Annotated in this window: 18 protein-coding genes; 11 read left to right on the top strand and 7 right to left on the bottom strand. The window is 61.7% G+C overall.

Translation table 11 applies throughout. From position 1 onward, the window contains the following. Nucleotides 1-14 precede the first annotated feature (14 nt). On the bottom strand, nt 15-1,046 hold the full coding sequence (locus HJB91_RS09325) for a LacI family DNA-binding transcriptional regulator (protein WP_097597195.1): 1,032 nt from the start codon (nt 1,044-1,046) through the stop codon (nt 15-17). Nucleotides 1,047-1,301: 255 nt separating this feature from the next. Between HJB91_RS09325 and HJB91_RS09330 the strand changes: the two genes are divergently transcribed. The 5 genes from HJB91_RS09330 to HJB91_RS09350 all read left to right on the top strand — a co-directional run bounded on the left by HJB91_RS09330 (nt 1,302) and on the right by HJB91_RS09350 (nt 7,626). Further along, complete coding sequence (locus tag HJB91_RS09330) at nt 1,302-2,828, top strand: sugar ABC transporter ATP-binding protein (RefSeq protein ID WP_221154501.1); 1,527 nt, start codon at nt 1,302-1,304, stop codon at nt 2,826-2,828. Nucleotides 2,829-2,905: 77 nt separating this feature from the next. Further along, a complete protein-coding gene (locus tag HJB91_RS09335) occupies nt 2,906-3,910 on the top strand; it encodes an ABC transporter permease (RefSeq protein ID WP_221154503.1) in 1,005 nt (334 codons plus the stop codon). An 86-nt stretch (nt 3,911-3,996) separates the two neighbouring features. Beyond that, nucleotides 3,997-4,944, top strand: a complete 948-nt coding sequence (locus HJB91_RS09340; protein WP_011426857.1) for a substrate-binding domain-containing protein — start codon at nt 3,997-3,999, stop codon at nt 4,942-4,944. Nucleotides 4,945-5,192: 248 nt separating this feature from the next. Further along, nucleotides 5,193-6,248: a sugar phosphate isomerase/epimerase gene (locus HJB91_RS09345; protein ID WP_210629784.1), complete on the top strand. Its 1,056-nt coding sequence runs from the start codon at nt 5,193-5,195 to the stop codon at nt 6,246-6,248. A gap of 190 nt (nt 6,249-6,438) precedes the next feature. After that, nucleotides 6,439-7,626 carry a Gfo/Idh/MocA family protein gene (locus HJB91_RS09350; RefSeq protein ID WP_210629785.1) on the top strand — a complete coding sequence of 396 codons (1,188 nt, stop codon included), beginning with the start codon at nt 6,439-6,441 and terminating at the stop codon, nt 7,624-7,626. Nucleotides 7,627-7,711: 85 nt separating this feature from the next. On the opposite strand, the gene HJB91_RS09355 is transcribed toward HJB91_RS09350, so the two are convergent. Then, entirely contained in the window at nt 7,712-8,113 is a 402-nt protein-coding gene (locus HJB91_RS09355) for a DoxX family protein (RefSeq protein ID WP_221146369.1), read from the bottom strand. Nucleotides 8,114-8,365: 252 nt separating this feature from the next. Here HJB91_RS09355 and HJB91_RS09360 point away from each other — a divergent pair, with 252 nt between their 5' ends. Both HJB91_RS09360 and HJB91_RS09365 read left to right on the top strand, forming a co-directional pair. Next, nucleotides 8,366-9,760, top strand: a complete 1,395-nt coding sequence (locus HJB91_RS09360; RefSeq protein ID WP_221146370.1) for a GH1 family beta-glucosidase — start codon at nt 8,366-8,368, stop codon at nt 9,758-9,760. An 81-nt stretch (nt 9,761-9,841) separates the two neighbouring features. Continuing rightward, nucleotides 9,842-12,055, top strand: coding sequence for a bifunctional diguanylate cyclase/phosphodiesterase (locus tag HJB91_RS09365; protein WP_221146372.1), 2,214 nt, complete (start codon nt 9,842-9,844; stop codon nt 12,053-12,055). A 42-nt stretch (nt 12,056-12,097) separates the two neighbouring features. Here the strand turns inward: HJB91_RS09365 and HJB91_RS09370 are convergent, their stop codons facing one another. The 3 genes from HJB91_RS09370 to HJB91_RS09380 form a co-directional block, all read right to left on the bottom strand. Then, entirely contained in the window at nt 12,098-13,027 is a 930-nt protein-coding gene (locus HJB91_RS09370; protein WP_221146498.1) for a rhodanese-related sulfurtransferase, read from the bottom strand. A gap of 86 nt (nt 13,028-13,113) precedes the next feature. Further along, on the bottom strand, nt 13,114-14,022 hold the full coding sequence (locus tag HJB91_RS09375; protein WP_210629790.1) for a CHAD domain-containing protein: 909 nt from the start codon (nt 14,020-14,022) through the stop codon (nt 13,114-13,116). Then, nucleotides 14,000-14,488 (bottom strand): CYTH domain-containing protein, encoded by a 489-nt coding sequence (locus tag HJB91_RS09380; RefSeq protein ID WP_210629791.1) that lies wholly within the window; start codon nt 14,486-14,488, stop codon nt 14,000-14,002. Before HJB91_RS09380 ends, HJB91_RS09375 begins: the two co-directional genes overlap by 23 nt. A 154-nt stretch (nt 14,489-14,642) precedes the next feature. Between HJB91_RS09380 and HJB91_RS09385 the strand changes: the two genes are divergently transcribed. From HJB91_RS09385 to HJB91_RS09400, 4 genes are all read left to right on the top strand, one after another. Further along, on the top strand, nt 14,643-15,281 hold the full coding sequence (locus tag HJB91_RS09385; RefSeq protein WP_221154505.1) for a 2-dehydro-3-deoxy-phosphogluconate aldolase: 639 nt from the start codon (nt 14,643-14,645) through the stop codon (nt 15,279-15,281). Between the two features lie 111 nt (nt 15,282-15,392). After that, on the top strand, nt 15,393-16,112 hold the full coding sequence (locus tag HJB91_RS09390) for a tellurite resistance TerB family protein (protein WP_210629793.1): 720 nt from the start codon (nt 15,393-15,395) through the stop codon (nt 16,110-16,112). Between the two features lie 117 nt (nt 16,113-16,229). Next, a complete protein-coding gene (locus HJB91_RS09395) occupies nt 16,230-16,925 on the top strand; it encodes a GNAT family N-acetyltransferase (protein WP_210629794.1) in 696 nt (231 codons plus the stop codon). Then, nucleotides 16,922-17,131 carry a hypothetical protein gene (locus HJB91_RS09400; RefSeq protein WP_210629795.1) on the top strand — a complete coding sequence of 70 codons (210 nt, stop codon included), beginning with the start codon at nt 16,922-16,924 and terminating at the stop codon, nt 17,129-17,131. Before HJB91_RS09395 ends, HJB91_RS09400 begins: the two co-directional genes overlap by 4 nt. Before the next feature lie 36 nt (nt 17,132-17,167). Here the strand turns inward: HJB91_RS09400 and HJB91_RS09405 are convergent, their stop codons facing one another. Both HJB91_RS09405 and HJB91_RS09410 read right to left on the bottom strand, forming a co-directional pair. Next, the gene (locus HJB91_RS09405; protein WP_221154508.1) at nt 17,168-18,244 is read right to left on the bottom strand and encodes a nickel/cobalt transporter; all 1,077 of its coding nucleotides are present in this window, start codon (nt 18,242-18,244) and stop codon (nt 17,168-17,170) included. Continuing rightward, nucleotides 18,238-18,879: a DUF1007 family protein gene (locus tag HJB91_RS09410; RefSeq protein WP_210629797.1), complete on the bottom strand. Its 642-nt coding sequence runs from the start codon at nt 18,877-18,879 to the stop codon at nt 18,238-18,240. Before HJB91_RS09410 ends, HJB91_RS09405 begins: the two co-directional genes overlap by 7 nt. Nucleotides 18,880-18,905 lie beyond the last annotated feature (26 nt).

Consider the following 18,905-nt stretch of genomic DNA (forward strand, 5'->3'; position numbering starts at 1 on the left):
TATGCCATCTCCGTTCAGCGCTTCAACCAGTTGCGCGACGGCGCTGAGACGGAGTTTCGCACCACCAGATCCGGCCTAAGCAGGATTTCCGTCTCGGCTGGCTGTCCGTCGGACAGGAGCTCCAGCAGCAGCGCCATCGCCTGTTTGCCGATCGCCGTTCTCGGCTGACGGATCGTCGTCAGCGATGGGGATATGAAGACGGCCTGCGGCACATCGTCGAAGCCGGTCACCGAGAAATCCCGCGGAATATCATAGCCTCGCGCGCCGAGTCCGATCATGACGCCGATCGCCGTCTGGTCGTTGACGCACATAAAGGCGGTCGGAAGCGTGTCGCGCATGAAAAGCTGCTCGACCGCATGCCGTCCGCTTTCGATCGTGCCGTCGCCTTCGAGCACGATCCGCAAATCGGGCGGGACGCCGGCAGCGTCGAGACCGGCATCATAACCCATGCGGCGCCTGGTATAGGCGAGCCGAGTGCGGGAATCGCCGATGAAGGCGATCTTGCGATGGCCTTCGGCCAGCAGCAGATCCACGGCCTTTCGCGCGCCCTCGGTATCGTCAACGCCGACATAGGGAATGCCGCCGTTGAAGACCGGTTCGAAGACCCCGACACTCGGCGGTAGGCGCGCCGTCATGGTCTGGTGACCGAAGGGCAGGATGCCGGTGAAGAGGATGAGCCCAGCCGCCTGGTTGGAGTTGAAGAATTTCAGATATTCCAAGCCGCGCTGGGCATCGTTCTGGGTGTGGCCGATCAGGACGCCGTAGCCGTGGGCGCGAGCCTCGTTCTCCAGTCCGACGAGAATGTTGGAGAAATTGGGATCGCCGATGTCGGGCGCCACCACGAGGATCATGTTGGAGCGGCCGAGCCTCAGGCTGCGCGCCATGGCATTAGTCGTATAACCGGTGATGGCGATCGCCTGGTTGACCTTGAGCCGCGTCGAGTTGGCGACCTTCTCCGGCGTGTGGATCGCCCGGGAAACCGTCGCGATAGAGACCTCGGCGATCCGGGCGACATCTTCGATTGTTGCGGGCGTGGAATTCGACACTGGGCTCTGCCTTAAGGCTGTCTTCGCCGCGACACTACACAGACTTGTCGAGAGGTCAAAGGTAAGCGTCAACTCATCTGTGTTAATCCACGATGTAAACCTTTACATGCATGATGTAAAGGTTTACATAAGGCTCAAAGCGGTCGGGAGCCGCATGCGCGTGCCTGTTTGAGAGCCCAAGGCGGTTTTCAGAAGGAAAATGTGCGCTAGTTCAAAGCGGAGCGTTGCCGGGTGCGGCGCTCTAGGGGAGGCATAATGACTGTGGAGATCGCTGACACCGCACCCGTGGTGCTGTCCGCCAGGCGCATATGTAAATCCTTCAGCGGCGTGCAGGTCCTCTTCAGCGTCAACTTCGATCTCCGCGCCGGCGAAATCCATGCGCTCATGGGCGAAAACGGCGCCGGCAAATCCACCCTCGTCAAGGTGCTCTCGGGTTTCGAACAGCCGAGTTCCGGCGAAATCCTGCTCGACGGCAAGCCTGTGGTGCTGCCGCCGAATGGCGCTGCGGAAGCGCTCGGCATCGTCATCATTCATCAGGAATTCAACCTCGCCGACCATCTGACCGTGACCGAGAGCCTATTCCTCGGTCGCGAGGTTACGCGTCTCGGCGTGCTCGACCGTAGGTATATGCGGGCTGAAACGCGCAAGGTCCTCGACGTGCTCGGTTCGCATGTCGATGAGAATGCCTTGATCAGCACGCTTTCCATCGCCGACAAGCAAATGGTCGAGATTGCCAAGGCGATCAGTCGCGATGCCCGTGTCGTCTTTATGGACGAGCCAACCGCCGTGTTGTCCCGGGAAGAGACCAATATGCTGTTCAAGCAGGTCCGCAAGCTTCGCGACCAGGGCACGAGCTTCGTCTTCGTGTCCCATAAGCTCGACGAGGTGATGGAGCTGACCGACCGGGTGACGGTGCTGCGCGACGGCCAGTGGATCAAGACGTCGCCGACCGCCATTTTGGATGGCGAATCGATCGCGCAGCTGATGGTCGGCCGCGAGCTTTCCAGCCTCTATCCGGCCAAGGTCGAGCCCAATGTCGACGAGGAGATCGTCCTCAGCGTCTCTTCGGTGTCGACGGGATATGTCAGGGATGCGAGCTTCGAAGTGCGCAAGGGCGAGATCATCGGGTTTTCCGGCCTGATCGGCTCCGGCCGTACCGAGCTGATGGAGGCGATTGCGGGACTGCGGCCCCGCCTCGAGGGCGAGGTGGTCATCAAAGGGCAAACGGTTCCCTCCGGCGACGTGCACGCGGCCAATCGCTGCGGCCTCGCCTATATGACCAAAGACCGCAAGTCGAAGGGTCTGCTGCTGCGCTCCGGCATGGCGACCAATCTGACGCTGCAATCGCTCGGACGGCATTCGCGCCACGGCTATCTCAGCCCGAGCAGCGAGGCGGCCGCACTGGCGAAAGCCAAACGTCGTTTTGACATCAGGGTTCGCGACAGCGCTATCGTCGCGGGCCGCATGTCGGGCGGAAACCAGCAGAAGCTGCTGCTCGCCAAAGTCATGGAGACCGATCCCGACATCATCATCATCGACGAGCCGACGCGCGGCATCGATGTCGGCACCAAGCAGCAGATCTATCATTTCATTTCGGCGCTCGCCCGGGACGGCCGGTCGATCATTGTCGTTTCGTCGGAAATGCCTGAAGTCATCGGCCTCTGCACGAGAGTGGCCGTCATGCGCGAGGGGCGGATCGTCGGCGTGCTCGAGGGCGACGAGATTTCCGAGCAGGAGATCATGCGTTACGCCGCCGGGCTCAAAAAGAAGGTGGCTGCGTGAGGGCGGAGCAAGACTTCGCCGACGCGGACAATAAATAGGATACCCAGACGATCTGGGACGGGAGGTTGGTTTTGGACATGAGCATTAACGAGGAGACCAGGGCGATCCGGCGCAGGTCCTGGCGTGACGTTGATCTGCGCGCGGTTGCACCGTTTGCCGCCTTGGCCTTGCTTCTCGTCGTCGGCGCACTGGTCAATCCGAACTTCATCGGCATCACCAATCTTGCCAACGTCGCGACGCGCTGCGCTTTCATCGCTATCATCGCGGTCGGCGCCACTTTCGTGATCTCGGCCGGAGACCTCGACCTTTCCGTCGGCTCGATGGTCGCCTTCGTCGCCAGTCTGATGATCCTGCTCATTAATTCAGGCGTCATTGCCGATCCGGTGCTGATGCTGACGGCAGCGGTGGTCTTTACGGTGATTGCGGGGGCTCTTTGCGGCCTCGCAAACGGCCTCATCACCACCGTCGGCAAGATCGAGCCTTTCATTGCCACGCTCGGCACAATGGGCATTTATCGCGGCCTGACCACCTGGCTGTCGCAGGGCGGCGCGATCACGTTGCGCTCGAGTGAAATCCAGACGCTCTACCGTCCAGCCTATTTCGGCAATATTCTCGGCGTTCCCGTCCCGATCTTGGTAATCCTCGTCGTCACCGCAATTGCAGCCTTTATCCTCTATCGCACCCGTTACGGCCGCCATGTCGTGGCTGTCGGTTCGAACAGCGACGTCGCGCGCTACTCGGGCATTGCAGTCAACCGCGTGCGCACGATTGCCTTCGTTATCCAGGGTCTCTGCGTGGCGATCGCCGTGCTGCTCTATGTACCGCGTCTCGGTTCCACCTCGGCAACGACCGGTATCCTGTGGGAGTTGCAGGCCATCACCGCCGTCGTCGTCGGCGGCACGGCTCTCAAGGGCGGCGCAGGCCGGGTCTGGGGCACCATCTGCGGCGCCTTCATTCTCGAACTCGTCGGCAACATCATGCTGCTTTCGAACTTCATCAGCGAGTATCTCATCGGCGCGATCCAGGGTGCAATCATCATCATCGCCATGCTGGTGCAGCGGTCGCTGGTTCGCAAATCCTAAGGCAAAGAGCTTCTCGGATTGGCCGGGCTTCACGGGGCACCCGGCTCGAATTGGGCAAGTCCCTGATATTTTGGGAGGAAATAAGCATGCGCAAGCTCATGTTGGGTCTGGCTGTTGCGGGGGTGGCTTTTGCCGGCGCAGCCTACGCCCAGGACAAGAACTACACGATCGGTGTGTCCATTCCGGCCGCCGACCACGGCTGGACCTCTGGCGTCGTGTTCCATGCCGAGCGTATCGCCAAGAAACTGATGGCCGAACATCCGGGCCTGAACGTCATCGTCAAGACTTCACCGGATGCCGCGACGCAGGCAAACGCCGTGCAGGACCTCGATACACAGGGCATCGACGCGCTGGTCATCCTGCCGTCGGACCCGGATCCGCTCGTCAACGCCATCAAGGAAGTCAAGGACAAGGGTAAGTTCGTAGCACTTGTCGACCGCGCGCCGTCGAACAACGATAATTCCGTGCGTGATCTTTACGTCGCCGGCAACAACCCGGCACTCGGCGAAGTCGCCGGCAAGTACATTGCCGAAAAGACGCCGGAAGCCGAGGTCGTCGTTATCCGCGGACTGCCGATCCCGATCGACCAGCAGCGCCAGGATGGCTTCGACAAGGGTATCGCCGGCTCCAAGGTCAAGGTTCTCGACCGCCAGTATGGCAACTGGAACCGCGACGACGCCTTCAAAGTGATGCAGGACTACCTGACGAAGTACCCGAAAATCGATGTCGTCTGGTGCCAGGACGACGATATGGCCGTCGGCGTACTGCAGGCGATCGAGCAGGCCAAGCGCACCGACATTCAATATGTCGTCGCCGGCGCCGGCTCCAAGGACATGGTCAAGAAGGTCATGGACGGCGACAAGCTGATCCCGGTCGACGTTCTCTATCCGCCGGCAATGGTCGGCACGGCAATGGAGCTGACGGCGGCGGCGCTCTACGATCAGGTCCCGGTTCACGGCAATTACATCCTCGACGCAACGCTCGTCACCAAGGAGAATGCCAAGAACTTCTACTTCCCGGATTCTCCGTTCTGATCCGACGACCGAAAGACGCGCCCGTTCGAAAGGACGGGCGCATTTTTATGCGCGCATGCGGCGCGGCGCTGAAAATGCTGCACGTACCTCTTGCCCGCCAACGCCCATCATGATTAGCTCGCAACCATATCGCATCTGGCCTCGCGCCAAATCCGCGAGGCAGGACAAGGAAGCGCCTTGCACCCGTCAAAATGCGTGCTACAAGTTTTCAGAAACGTTTACGGTCGATGTTCAGGGAGGAATCTGACATGAAGACGATCAAGGGCCCCGGCCTTTTTCTTGGCCAGTTCGCGGGCGATACCGCGCCTTTCAATTCCTGGGACGCGATCACCAAATGGGCGGCCGACATCGGTTACAAGGGCGTCCAGGTGCCGACCTGGACAAGCCAGCTGATCGATCTGAAGAAGGCCGCGACGTCGAAGGATTATTGCGACGAATTCGCCGGCAAGGCCCGCGAAAACGGCATCGAAATCACCGAACTTTCGACCCATCTGCAGGGCCAGCTCGTCGCCGTTCACCCGGCCTATGACGAAGCCTTCGACGGCTTCGCGGCCCCCGAGGTGCGCGGCAACCCGAAGGCGCGCCAGGAATGGGCGGTCGAGCAGGTCAAGCTGGCGCTGACCGCATCGAAAAACCTCGGCCTCAAGGCGCATGCGACCTTCTCCGGGGCGCTTGCCTGGCCCTTCATCTATCCCTGGCCGCAGCGTCCCGCCGGCCTGGTTGAGACCGCGTTCGACGAACTTGCCCGCCGCTGGACGCCGATCCTCAACCATGCGGATGAAAACGGCATCGACGTCTGCTACGAGATCCATCCGGGTGAAGACCTGCATGACGGCATCACCTTCGAGATGTTCCTGGAGCGGGTGAAGAACCATTCCCGCGCCAACATGCTCTATGATCCCTCGCATTATGTCCTGCAGTGCCTCGATTATCTCGAGAACATCGACATCTACAAGGACCGCATCAAGATGTTTCACGTCAAGGATGCCGAGTTCAATCCGACCGGGCGCCAGGGCGTTTACGGCGGTTACCAGGGCTGGGTGGAACGCGCCGGCCGCTTCCGCTCGCTCGGCGACGGCCAGGTCGATTTCGGCGCGGTCTTCTCGAAGATGACGGCCAATAATTTCGACGGCTGGGCCGTGGTCGAATGGGAATGCGCGCTGAAGCATCCGGAGGATGGCGCCCGCGAGGGGGCCGAATTCGTCGCCGCCCATATCATCCGCGTCACGGAAAAGGCCTTCGACGATTTTGCCGCCGGCGGCACGGACCAAGCGGCCAATCGGCGGATGCTGGGGCTTTCCTAAACAGGGCATCTGGTGGGTGCCCCTCACCCTAACCCTCTCCCCGTAAACGGGGAGAGGGGACTTGCCCGACCAAACGTTGAGAGCGGAAAAGCCGCTGCGGCATATCGCCTCCGCCCCGCTTGCGGGGCGAAGGGGGCAGCAGCCGGATGAGGGGCGCACCCGCACCAGATTCAATTTCAGGAGGACAAGAATGGCAATCGAAGCATCATCCGAACAGACCCGCGAGCCGCGCATCCGGCTTGGCATGGTGGGCGGCGGCGCGGGCGCGTTCATCGGTGCAGTGCACCGCATCGCAGCCCGCATCGACGATCAGTACGATCTCATCGCCGGCGCGCTGTCGTCGACGCCTGAGAAGGCGGTTCAGTCCGGCCGCGACCTTGGCCTCGACCCGTCGCGGACCTATTCCAGCTACCGCGAGATGGCGATCCGCGAGGCGAAGCTGAAGAACGGCATCGAGGCGGTGGCGATCGTCACGCCGAACCATGTGCACTATGACGCGGCCAAGGAATTCCTGAAACGCGGCATTCATGTCATCTGCGACAAGCCGCTGACATCGAACCTCGCCGATGCGAAGAAGCTGAAGAAGGTGGCCGACGAGAGCGGCGCGCTCTTCGTGCTGACGCATAATTACACCGGCTATCCGATGGTCCGCCAGGCGCGGGAGATGATCGCGAACGGCGAACTCGGCGATATAAGAGTGGTCCAGGCCGAATATCCGCAGGATTGGCTGACGGAAGCGGTCGAGCAGACCGGGCAGAAGCAGGCTGCCTGGCGCACCGATCCGGCCCAGTCCGGCGTCGGCGGGTCTACAGGCGATATCGGCACACATGCCTATAATCTTGCCTCCTTCATTACCGGACTGGAACTCGACAGCCTGGCCGCCGACCTCGACAGCTTCGTTCCCGGCCGCCGGCTGGACGATAACGCCCATGTCATGCTGCGCTTCAAGGCGAAGGGCGCGGAGAAGCCGGCTAAGGGTATGCTCTGGTGCAGCCAGGTGGCGCCGGGCCATGAAAACGGCCTGATGGTGCGCGTCTATGGCAGCAAGGGCGGGCTGGAATGGACCCAGAAGGACCCGAATTACCTCTGGTACACGCCTTTCGGCGAGCCGAAGCGGCTGATCACCCGCGGCGGCGCCGGCGCCGGAGCGGCTGCCGGGCGCGTGTCACGCGTGCCGTCAGGGCATCCGGAAGGGTATCTCGAAGCCTTTGCGACGATCTATACGGAAGCCGCGCATGCGATCAACGCCCGCAAGAGGGGCAAGGAAGTCGATAAGGCGGTGGTCTATCCCACAGTCGACGACGGCGTGAAGGGTGTCGCCTTCGTCGAGGCCTGTGTTGCCTCGTCCAAGAAAAACGGCGCCTGGGTCAAGCTCTGATCTTTGGCGATCCGTGCGTCGGATGGCGCGGAGTCGCGGGAAATGCCGCGGCGGTCTTGGGCCGCCTCGGCTTGTCCGTCAGGCCTCAGGCCGCAGCGCGGTTGCGCTTCATGAGGCCGTCAATGCTGAGCGGGCCGGCGCCTGCCGCCACCAAATAGAGAAACACGAAGCAGAACAGGATCGCGGCGACGCCACCGTTCTGCGCGGGATAAAAGCTCTTCCCCGCATGGCCGAGGAAATAGGCGAAGGCCATCAGGCCGGAGAGTACGAAGGCTGCAATGCGTGTCTGGAATCCTATCACCACGACGAAGCCGAGGGTGAGTTCGATCAGCCCGGCGATCCAGGAGAGCGAGCCCATCGGCGGCACGCTTGCCGCGGCCGGAAAGTGCAAAATCTTCTGCGTTCCGTAGCTGAAAAGCACGAGCGACGAGACGAGGCGCAGCAGGCTCAGCAGATGCGGCTGCAGCAGATGTATCGAAGACAGCATGGGATTCCTTTCACGTTGTGATGTCTTCGCTGTGTAGTGATCATGGGCTCGGCAGCAAGTCACGACTGCTGACATTCGCGTTATGAGAGCGTGGGGGCCGAAAGTATGGCGACCGAGGCGACGGAACGATGCCGTTCTGTCACTAGTCCTGCAACGTTGCAGTTTTTCTTCCCCAGCACCTGTACTTTGCTTGCCGGCTTGGCTAAATCCGGCCCACGGGCAACCCACATTGCTGAGAGCCGGGGGATACAGATGATCGACGCCAAGACGCTTGCAAGCCGCTTTCCCGGTGATTTCACCTTCGGCGTTGCCACCGCCGCCTTCCAGATCGAAGGCGCCAGCAAGGCCGATGGCCGCAAGCCGTCGATCTGGGACGCCTTCTGCAACATGCCCGGCCGCGTCTATAACCGCGACAACGGCGACATTGCCTGCGACCACTATAACCGCCTGGAGCGAGACCTCGATCTCATCAAGGACATGAGCGTTGAGGCCTACCGTTTTTCCATTGCCTGGCCGCGGATCGTCCCGGAGGGCACGGGCCCGGTGAACGAGGCGGGCCTCGATTTCTACGATCGGCTGGTCGATGGCTGCAAGGCGCGCGGGATCAGGACCTTCGCGACGCTCTACCATTGGGACCTGCCTCTGATGCTCGCCGGCGACGGCGGCTGGACGGCGCGCTCGACCGCCTATGCCTATCAGCGCTACGCCAAGACTGTGATGAACCGCCTCGGCGATCGTCTCGACGCCGTCGCGACATTCAATGAGCCCTGGTGCATCGTCTGGCTGAGCCACCTTTACGGCATCCATGCTCCGGGTGAGCGCAACATGCAGGCTGCCCTTCACGCCATGCATTACATGAACCTCGCCCATGGCCTCGGTGTCGAGGCAATCCGTTCGGAAGCTCCCAATGTGCCGGTCGGGCTCGTGCTCAACGCCGCCGCGGTCATCCCGGGCTCCGACAGCCCGGCCGATCTGGCAGCCGCCGAACGGGCGCATCAGTTCCACAACGGCGCCTTCTTCGATCCCGTCTTCAAGGGCGAATATCCGAACGAATTCGTCGAGGCGCTCGGGGACCGCATGCCCGTGATCGATGACGGGGACCTGAAGCTCATCAGTCAGAAGCTCGACTGGTGGGGTCTGAATTATTACACGCCCGAGCGCGTCACCGACGATGCCGAACGAAAAGGCGACTTCCCCTGGACGGTGAAAGCGCCGCCTGCAAGCGACGTCAAGACCGATATCGGCTGGGAAATCTATGCGCCCGGATTGAAGCTCCTGGTCGAGGACCTCTATCGCCGCTACGACCTGCCGGAATGCTACATCACCGAGAACGGCGCCTGTGACAATACCGGTGTCGTCGGGGACGAGGTCGACGATACGATGCGCCTCGACTATCTCGGCGGTCACCTCGATGTCGTGGCCGACCTCATCAAAGACGGCTACCCCATGCGCGGCTATTTTGCCTGGAGCCTGATGGATAATTTCGAATGGGCGGAAGGCTATCGCATGCGCTTCGGTCTCGTTCATGTCGATTATGAGACGCAGCGGCGCACGGTGAAGAAGAGCGGTAAATGGTATCGCGCACTCGCGGCTGAATTTCCGAAAGGCAATCACACGCCGGCTCAGCATAGCAAACTGAAAAAATAGACCAGCGGAAAGCTGCAACAGGCGGTTGCTTAAACGTTTCTGAACCCTTGACTGGCAAACTCCGCTGGTCAGGGAGCAGGAATGCAGATACTCGGAAAATTGCAGGGCAGGGGATCGGGAATAGGCCGTGACGTCACCGTCACGGGCGTGCTGCTCTCCTTCGCCGTCATCGTCGCGGTCGCCACCATCATGGTGCTGACGGCACTCGAACGCGTGGCTGAGAACGCCAATGTCCTTGATGACGAGCGCTCGCGCGAAACGACAATCGGCGCGTTGAAGACCTTCGAGGATCAGCTCGGTGCGACGCTCGACGATTATGCCGCCTGGGACGATGCCGCCGCCAACGTCTATGCGTCGGATGGCATGGCGTGGACGGTTAGCAACTACGGCGAGATGTCGGTCAACAGCTCACTTTTCGACATGGCAATCGTTGTCGATGATGCGAAGAACTCGATCATGGCGTATCGCGACGGCAAACCGATGGAGGAGCCGCCCGCGGATTTCTTCGCGCCTTCGCTGTGGAAGCTGTTCGACGTGGTCAAGGCGGCCGGTCCGGCCGATTCGCCCCAGGCGGTCGGATTCATCACCACCAAACGCGGCATTGCCGCTGTCGGCGTGGCATTGGTGCGGAAGAAATCCGGCGCGCTTGATGCGCCCGCCGGGCAGCACCGGTATCTCATTTTCGCACGCCATCTCGATGACGACAGGGTGGCCGGACTCGGCCAGACCTATGTGATCGGCGGACTGAGGCTGGCGCCGCCGAGTTTCGAGGCAGAATATTTTGTACCTATCGCCGATCCGTCGGGGGCAACGATCGGCAAGCTCGTCTGGAATTCGCGCTCACCCGGCAATATTGCCTACGCGCAGGTACGACCGATGGTCATCGAGGCACTCGGTCTCGTCGGGCTTTTCTTCGGGGTGCTTCTGGCCATCGGCTGGCTGGTCGGCCGACGCCTGAAGGCGGAGGAAAACAGCGCGCGCGAAGAGGCGCTGCGCGACAGGCTGAGCGGCCTTTCCAATCGCGACGGCCTCGGGCTCGCCGTCGATCGTTGTGTCCTCGAAGCGCGCCAGAGCAAACGCAACGTGCTGCTCCTCTATCTCGATCTCGACGGTTTCAAGGAAGTCAATGACAGCTATGGACACGGCACCGGTGACCAATTGATCCGCGCGGTCGCGGCCGGCCTCAAGGTATTGATCCCGCAAGGCGCAGTTCTAGCCCGCATCGGCGGCGATGAATTTGCGATCGCCTTTCTCTCCGATGGCGAGAACGCCGCCGCCCTGCAGCTCGCCGAGCAGATCCTCGATTTTCTCGTCGAGCCGCTGGAGATCGGTCGCCGTGTCGTCGTCGTCGGCGCCAGCATCGGCATCGCCATGTCGCCTGCCGGCGCAATCGATCGCGAGGAACTGGTGCGCCGTTCCGACCTTGCCATGTATAAGGCGAAGGAGGCGGGCCGTGCGCGCATGACGCTTTACGACCCGTCGATGGATGCGGACCGGCAGCAGCGCAATGCGCTAGAACTCGATCTCAGAATCGCCATTGAAAGCGGTGATCTGACACTTGCCTATCAGCCGCTGGTCGATGCGGCCACGCATGCGCTGACCGGCGTCGAGGCGCTGGTGCGCTGGAACCGTCCGGGCCACGGCCCGGTTTCGCCAGAGGTGTTCATTCCGATCGCCGAGACCAGCGGCCTCATTGAATCACTCGGCCTGTTCGTGCTGCGCAAGGCCTGCGAGACGGCCAAGCAGTGGCCGGAGCTGAACGTATCTGTCAATGTCTCGCCCGGCCAGTTCCGCAATCCAGCCTTCACCGACTATGTGCGCTACGTGTTGAAGCAGACGGAGATCGAGGCCAGCCGCATCACTCTCGAGATCACCGAAGGGTATATGATCCAGAATCCGCAGCGTACCCGCCAGTCGATCGAGCGGCTGAAAGGTCTGGGGGTCAAGGTGGCGCTCGACGACTTCGGTTCCGGCTTCTCATCGATCGGCTATCTCCGGCAGTTCGGCTTCGACCGCATCAAGATCGACCGCTCGTTGGTGATGGGCGTCAACGAGGACAAGCGCCAGCGCGAAATGCTGCAGGCGACGGTGGCGCTCGCCCGCTCGCTCGATATCCCGGTGACGGCGGAAGGCATCGAAACCGAGGGGCAGGCGGTCGCCATGCGCCTGTTCGGCTGCGACTGTCTGCAGGGCTATTTGTTCGGAAAGCCTGCGGCGGCCGAGCGAATTACCGAGATGCTCAACGAGCTTCGTACTGCGGAACAGTCAACCCCGTGCCGTCTCGGCGCGGCCTGACGGCGAAATTCTGGGCGCAAAGCTCATTCAACAGCAACAAGCTCAGCTGCCGATATGCCGTTGGCCGCGTTTTTTTGCCAGCGCGATCTGATGCTGCCGTTGACGGTAGCGCAGCCGGTCTTCTTCTGTGCGTCTTGGATAGCAGTGGCTGCAGGAAACGCCTTCCTCATAAAGCGGCGAGGCAATTTCCTCTGATGTGATCGGGTTGCGGCAGGCGTGGCACAGCCGGTGCTCACCCTCCTTCAGCCCGTGTTCGACGGATACACGCTCATCAAACACGAAGCAGGCGCCCTCCCAGAGGCTTTCTTCCTGCGGCACTTCCTCCAGATATTTCAGGATGCCGCCCTTCAGATGATAGACCTCGTCGAAACCCTCGGCCTTCATGAAGGCAGTGGCCTTTTCGCAGCGTATGCCGCCGGTGCAATACATGGCGACTTTCGGCTTGTTGTGCAGTCCCGTATTCCGGCGCACCCAATCCGGAAATTCGCGGAATGTCTTGGTCTTGGGGTCGAGCGCGCCGCGAAAAGCACCGATCGCCGTCTCATAGTCGTTGCGGGTGTCGATGACGATCGTATCGGGATCGGAGATCAGCGCATTCCAGTCCTTGGGCGCGACATAGGTGCCGACCACCTTGTTGGGGTCGATGTCCTCGACGCCCATGGTGACGATTTCCTTCTTCAGCTTCACTTTCATGCGCAGGAAGGGCATTTTCGAGGCGCGGCTTTCCTTGTGCTCCAGGCCCGCAAATTCCGGCTGGACGCGCAGGAAGGCGAGCACGGCGTGAATGCCGGCATCCGGTCCCGCGATCGTACCGTTGATGCCCTCATGCGCCAGAAGCAGCGTTCCCTTGACGCCGTTTTCCTCGCACAGCGCCTGCAGCGGGGCCTGCAAGCTGGCAAAGCGCGGCACGGATACGAAATGGTAGAGCGCCGCTACGAGGAACGGGCCGGTGTGTGTCAGGCTGTCGGTCATGCGCCGGAAATACAGAAAATTGACCGGTCGCGCAATTGCCTTCCGCACAGGCGGCCGACCGCCTCCAGGATCGCGCCTGCCATCGCTCAACTTGCAGCCGTCAGCCAGAGAAGCTCGATACGCTCCGATTCCTCGTCGGGATCATCGGCGAAGACGGCTTCGGCCTTGAGGAGGGCCTGCCGCCGGTCTTCCTGCTGGCGGACGATGATTGCCTCAAGAAGATGCGCCAGGTCGTCGTTGCGGGTGAAGAGCTGCGGCTCGGCTTCGACCAGTTCGCAGAGTACGGCAAGGTCATGGATGCGGCCGAGATCCTCGACGAGCTCCTTGGCCGCATCCTGCTTGGCCTTCATCGCACCCGGCCAGACGTCGCGCAGAAGAGCGTGGTAAAGCCGGTAGTCGTAGGTGCGTTTGCGCAGATCATGGAAATCGCCGGCCGATGCATCACCGTGGCAGTTGGCAAGCGCGGCCTCAGCCTTGCGCGCCGTGCGGCGCCAGCTCTTCGCCAGCATGCGGGCATTCTTGCGGTGGCTGCCATCGAAGGAGATTCCATCCAGAGCGGAAATCGCCTCCCTGAGCACGTCCGAGGTTTCCATCAGCTGCCGTTCAAGACCGCTTTCGGCCTCCGCCATCCAGTCGCGGCGCCCCTCGAGAATGATGACGATCCGGCCGAGCGCCTCGCTTTCCTCTTTCCCGCGGGCTGAATGCTGCAGATATTGCGCGGTGCCGATGAGCGCGGCAGCGTCGCGGATTGCCGAAAGCGAGCGCGCGGCGTCGCGCAACCTTGCATTTTCCTGCTCCTGGAAATCAGGCACCTCGCGTGCGACGAGCCGGTAGAGCGAGCGCAATCTCTTCAGGTTTTTTCGGAAGGAATGGATCGCCTCGTGCGCACCTTCCGGCCGTTCTTCGAGAAAGGTAATGGCACCTTCCAGCTGCTCGGTCGCGATGCTCCGGAATGCCTCGGTGAAATCGGCGTCAGGCCGAATGCGATAGGCCATGCCTGTCGTGCTCGTATTCTGTGGCAAGGGCCTGGTTGGAATAGCGGAAATCGCCGGTCACTTCGCGACCAAGCCAGGCAGGCAGGACGGGTTTGTCGGTTTCTGCCGTCATCTCTACCTCGGCAATCACCAGCCCGAGATGCTCGCCGGCAAAGACGTCGACTTCCCAGACGAAGCCCTGATGCGGGACGCGGTAGCGCGTCTTCTCGATGACGACGCCGATCGCGCTCTGCAACAGCTCCTCGGCATCGGCAATCGGGATGTCATATTCGAATTCGTCACGGGTGATGGCACTGCGGCCAATCTTGATCGTCAGCTTCGCTTTCCTGCCGTCGAGGGTGCGAACGCGGACGGAACGGTCGTCCATCGAGGCGATGTAACCCTGCCTCAGGACAGACTTGCTCTCGACGGCGGAACGCCATCCATCGCCGCGTACAAGAAACTTCCGCTCGATCTCTTTCGCCATGTCAGTGAACCTTTTGTGACGAATGCCGCACGGTAGACCAATTTCCAAGCATTTCATACCTTCTTCTCACGCAGCCGGGTTTTATCTCGACAAGGTTCGGCGAGGGCGTTATTCGGGATGCAAATTTCAATCGTTTCAAGGAGGTCGTGCGACCATGGGCGAGAAAACAGAGAAGCTCCTTTCCATCCTGAAACTCCAGCCGGTCGTTCCGGTCCTGATCGTTGACGATGCCAGGTCGGCGGTGCCGCTGGCCCGCGCGCTTGTCGCAGGCGGCCTGAAAGCAATCGAGATCACCATGCGCACGCCGGCGGCACTTGAAGCCGTGCGCGCCGTCGCCGCCGAGGTCGAGGGCGCCGAAGTCGGCGCCGGCACCATCCTGAATGCCGCCCATTGGGAAGCGGCTGTCGAGGCCGGCTCGAAGTTCATCGTCAGCCCGGGCACGACGCAGGAGCTGCTTGATGCCGCTGCCGATTCCGACGTGCCGCTGCTTCCGGGAGCTGCGACCGCCAGCGAAGTCATGGCGTTGCGTGAGGAAGGTTATCAGGTGCTGAAGTTCTTTCCGGCTGAGCAGGCTGGGGGCGCCGCTTATCTTAAAGCGCTTTCTTCGCCGCTCGCCGGCACGCTGTTCTGCCCGACCGGCAGCATTTCGCTGAAGAACGCCAGGGATTATCTTTCGCTGCCGAACGTCGTCTGTGTCGGCGGTTCGTGGGTTGCGCCGAAGGAACTGGTCGCAGCCGGCGACTGGGCCGGCGTTACCAAGCTTGCGGCTGAGGCCGCCGCTCTGAAGGCCTGAGGTTGCATGAGCGGGGTATGAGCGCCAGGCACAGCCCCACGCCCAATATTTGTATTTCAGCCGTCGCAAACCTATGTTCTCCTCCGGCCTCAAACAGGGAGACGACGAGGAATGTTCGACGCAAAGAAGCTTCTCGACCAGTTCTTGGGTTCGCAGGTGCCGGGTCTCGGCGGTTCAGTCCGCGACAGGGCGGGCGAGGCCATACAGACGGCAAAGAACAATCCGATGAAGAGCGGCGCGATCGCAGCCGTGCTTCTCGGCACCAAGACCGGCCGCAGTATTGCCGGCAACGCATTGGCGATCGGCGGTCTTGCTGCTATCGCCGGCCTTGGCTATCAGGCTTACAAGAACTATCAGGCTGGGCAAGCGCCCGCGGCCCCCTCGGATGCGCCGTCGGCAAACAATCCGGTGCTCCTGCCGCCGCCCGTCGACTCCGGTTTCGGACCAGCATCGCCTGCCGGGAGCAACGAATTCGTGCTGGTGCTGATCCGGGCGATGATCGCCGCCGCCAAGGCCGATGGTCATATCGACGACGCCGAACGCGTCCTGATCATGGACAAGATCAAGGCTGCTGACGTCAGCGGCGAGGCTGCGGCTTTCATCGAGGGAGAACTTGCGTCTCCGACGGATATCGACGCGCTCGTTGCTGCGGCGCTCACGGAAGAACAGCGCGTCGAGCTCTACACCGCCTCGCGGCTGACCATCGATCCGGATTCGCGCGCCGAGCGCGGTTATCTCGATCTGCTCGCCGGCCGGCTCGGCCTTGCTGATCAGCTGGTCGACCATATCGAGGCGACGGTGTCATCCGCCAAGACGACCTTGTCACAGTGACATGCCGGCCGATTGCCTTTATCGGGCGACTGGCCTATCCACTCCCGGAGCCTTCCCCGGTTAAATTGACGCTTTCGTCAATTTAATCGGGGAAGGCTCTGGAATAGGGGAGTGAACATGCGCGATCTTGCAAATTTCAAGGGCTGCCCGGCGCCAAAGCCGGTTACGCTGAAAGGCCGTTTCGTCACCGTCGAGCCCTATCGCCGCGAGGAGCATCTCGAAGCGCTGTGGGAAGGGCTCGGCGGCATGGGCATCAACCCGCTGCTGCTCTATTTTTCGCAGGATGATTTCTCGGGCATCGAGGACTTCGCCAGCTGGCTGGAAAACGTCCACACCAAGTCCGGTTGGCTCACCCATATCTTCCGCGACAACGCCACCGGCAAGGTTGTCGGCATGGCGAACTACATGCGCGCCGACCCGGCAAACGGCGTCGTGGAAATCGGCGGCGTGGCTCATGGTCGCGCTATGAGCCGTTCGCCGCTGTCCACCGAAGCGCACTATCTGATGGCCAAACATGTTTTCGAAGATCTCGGCTATCGTCGCTACGAATGGAAATGCGATAATAAGAACGAGGCGAGCAAGACGACGGCACTGCGGTACGGTTTCAGCTTCGAAGGGGTGTTCCGTCAGCACATGATCTCCAAGCATCGCAACCGCGACACCGCCTGGTTCTCGATGATCGACGCCGAATGGCCGCTGATCAACGATGCTTTCGAGGCCTGGCTTTCGCCTGCAAATTTCGACGCGGCCGGCAATCAGATCCGCCGCCTGCAGGATATTCGTGCGGATCTGGAGAAGGAAAGGCTCGCGTGAGCCCGGAAAGCCGCTCGCAGGCGATCGCCGCCGCTGTCATCTTGCTCGGCGCCGGCCTCGTCGTCTACTTTCTGCCGACCATCGTTCTATGGATCGGCAATTTCTCGCCAACGCTGGGGATCGCCGTCGGCTTCTGCCTGATCATGGCGTTCTTTGCGATCTTCTGGCTGCGGGCGCGCTACCAGCGTCGCAGAGATAGACAGTAATCCAGGGGCGTCCGGGGCACGGAGCCCTGAGGGTGTCTAGCCTTGCAGCGAAGCTCCGAGCAGGACGGCGCCCATCAGGATGACGAGCAGGGCGCCGAGGATTTCGATGGCGTTGCCGACCCAGACCGAAGCCGTCGAGCCGCGTCCGGAGAGACGGACCGCCGCACCTTTGGCGGTGACGGCAAGCGTCGCGAGCACGGAAACCGTGATCGCCGTGCCGAGCGACATGGCGCCGACCGAAAGCGCGCCGCCGAGATAGAGGCCGTTCAGCAACGAGAAAGTCATGACAAGCAAAGCCCCTGAGCAGGGTCGAAGGCCGACGGCTACGATCGCCGACCAAGCCTCTCGAGCGCTGAACCTGTCGCCGGCGAGCAGGGCCGGGTCCGGCACGTGCGTATTGCCGCAGGTCTCGCAGGCCATGCCGGGAACGAAGCTGTGGCCGGCGTTCACGGCCTGCGCCTTGCCGTTGAAGGCATAGGCCTGGCGTTCGGCTGCGTTATCCTTCCAATCCAGCATCATGGACACCGGACCGGCCGACGTCGCCACCAGCCGGCGGCGCGGCAGATTGCGAGCCATCAAACGCAGTTTGCGGAACAGCAGCCAGCCGCCGAAGAGGATAACCATGACGAAACTTATAATTTCCATGGCATGAGTGGCTGTCGTCAGTGTAATGCCGGTGCCGCGCAGCACCAGCCAGGCGCCGCCGACCAGCGCCACAGCGACGACGCCCTGGATGAAAGCCGAAATGAAGGAAATAACCACGCCGCGCTTCAACTCGACCTCGTTGGCGATCATGTAGGAGGAGATGACCGCCTTGCCATGGCCGGGGCCGGCGGCATGGAAGACGCCGTAGGCGAAGGAAAGGCCGACCAGCGATGTCAGCTGCCACGGATCCTCGCGCATGCCCTTCAACGCACCGGTCAGCGCCCGATAGAAAGCCTGCTGTTCATAGTTCACGTAGAGCAAAAGTGGCGCAAGCGGCCCGCCGGTCGGTTGGAAACTGGGTTCGGCCGTGCCGATGCCGAGCGGCGATTGCGCGTGGGCGAGGCTTGCCGCGGTCAGGAGCGCAAGGAGCGCCGCGGAAAGGATCAGGGACGGGCGTTTTATCAGCATGTGAGCTCCAGCCGGGTGGCGAAGAGTTTGGACATGTTGGTGCCGGTGGGATCGTTGAAAAAGGCGTCTGTCAGCGACTGCTTGTTTTGCGAGATCACCTCGTCGGCATCCGGCCTTATCACCTGGTGCTTGCAGGCCTTGAAGCCGTCGCCCACCGTTGCCAGCTCGTTGTCTGTGGGGAAATCGATCGACGTATAGAGCGTCGGATCGTAGACGCCGAAGGTAAGCCTGCCCTTGAGCGGCATCTTCTCCACCGGCTTGACCGCAAAGAACATCAGGAGCTGGCCGTTCTTATAGTCGACATGGATGATGTCGGGCTGCTGGACGGTGATGCTCTTCCCGTTGATCGTCAGGTTCATGTAATAATCGTAATCGGCAAGCGATTGCTTCACCGTTTTGCCGACCTGCGCGAGTTCGTTCGGCTCCAGCTTCAGATCGGTGTTCTTGTCGAAATCCATGACGACCGAGGAGGAGAAGACCTCGTCAAAGCGCCAGACATTGCGCAGTTCCTCGATACTGCCGTCAGCGCCGGCCACGACTTCGAGCCGCGCCTCCACGAAGATGTGCGGATGCGCGAAGGCGGCGGCCGGCGCCAGCGAAAGAAGCGCGGTGATCAATGGTATGGATTTGTTCATGCGTCCCGCTGCCTTGTTCGCTCGAC

Source organism: Rhizobium sp. NLR10b (assembly GCF_019685435.1).
Classification (GTDB): domain Bacteria; phylum Pseudomonadota; class Alphaproteobacteria; order Rhizobiales; family Rhizobiaceae; genus Rhizobium.

Coding starts and splice junctions, on each gene's coding strand:
- HJB91_RS09395 (WP_210629794.1), top strand. CDS start 16,230: ATGCGCGATCTTGCAAATTTCAAGGGCTGCCCGGCGCCAAAGCCGGTT.
- HJB91_RS09335 (WP_221154503.1), top strand. CDS start 2,906: ATGAGCATTAACGAGGAGACCAGGGCGATCCGGCGCAGGTCCTGGCGT.
- HJB91_RS09350 (WP_210629785.1), top strand. CDS start 6,439: ATGGCAATCGAAGCATCATCCGAACAGACCCGCGAGCCGCGCATCCGG.
- HJB91_RS09340 (WP_011426857.1), top strand. CDS start 3,997: ATGCGCAAGCTCATGTTGGGTCTGGCTGTTGCGGGGGTGGCTTTTGCC.
- HJB91_RS09380 (WP_210629791.1), bottom strand. CDS start 14,488: ATGGCGAAAGAGATCGAGCGGAAGTTTCTTGTACGCGGCGATGGATGG.
- HJB91_RS09405 (WP_221154508.1), bottom strand. CDS start 18,244: ATGCTGATAAAACGCCCGTCCCTGATCCTTTCCGCGGCGCTCCTTGCG.
- HJB91_RS09375 (WP_210629790.1), bottom strand. CDS start 14,022: ATGGCCTATCGCATTCGGCCTGACGCCGATTTCACCGAGGCATTCCGG.
- HJB91_RS09385 (WP_221154505.1), top strand. CDS start 14,643: ATGGGCGAGAAAACAGAGAAGCTCCTTTCCATCCTGAAACTCCAGCCG.
- HJB91_RS09410 (WP_210629797.1), bottom strand. CDS start 18,879: ATGAACAAATCCATACCATTGATCACCGCGCTTCTTTCGCTGGCGCCG.
- HJB91_RS09345 (WP_210629784.1), top strand. CDS start 5,193: ATGAAGACGATCAAGGGCCCCGGCCTTTTTCTTGGCCAGTTCGCGGGC.
- HJB91_RS09365 (WP_221146372.1), top strand. CDS start 9,842: ATGCAGATACTCGGAAAATTGCAGGGCAGGGGATCGGGAATAGGCCGT.
- HJB91_RS09330 (WP_221154501.1), top strand. CDS start 1,302: ATGACTGTGGAGATCGCTGACACCGCACCCGTGGTGCTGTCCGCCAGG.
- HJB91_RS09355 (WP_221146369.1), bottom strand. CDS start 8,113: ATGCTGTCTTCGATACATCTGCTGCAGCCGCATCTGCTGAGCCTGCTG.
- HJB91_RS09390 (WP_210629793.1), top strand. CDS start 15,393: ATGTTCGACGCAAAGAAGCTTCTCGACCAGTTCTTGGGTTCGCAGGTG.
- HJB91_RS09360 (WP_221146370.1), top strand. CDS start 8,366: ATGATCGACGCCAAGACGCTTGCAAGCCGCTTTCCCGGTGATTTCACC.
- HJB91_RS09370 (WP_221146498.1), bottom strand. CDS start 13,027: ATGACCGACAGCCTGACACACACCGGCCCGTTCCTCGTAGCGGCGCTC.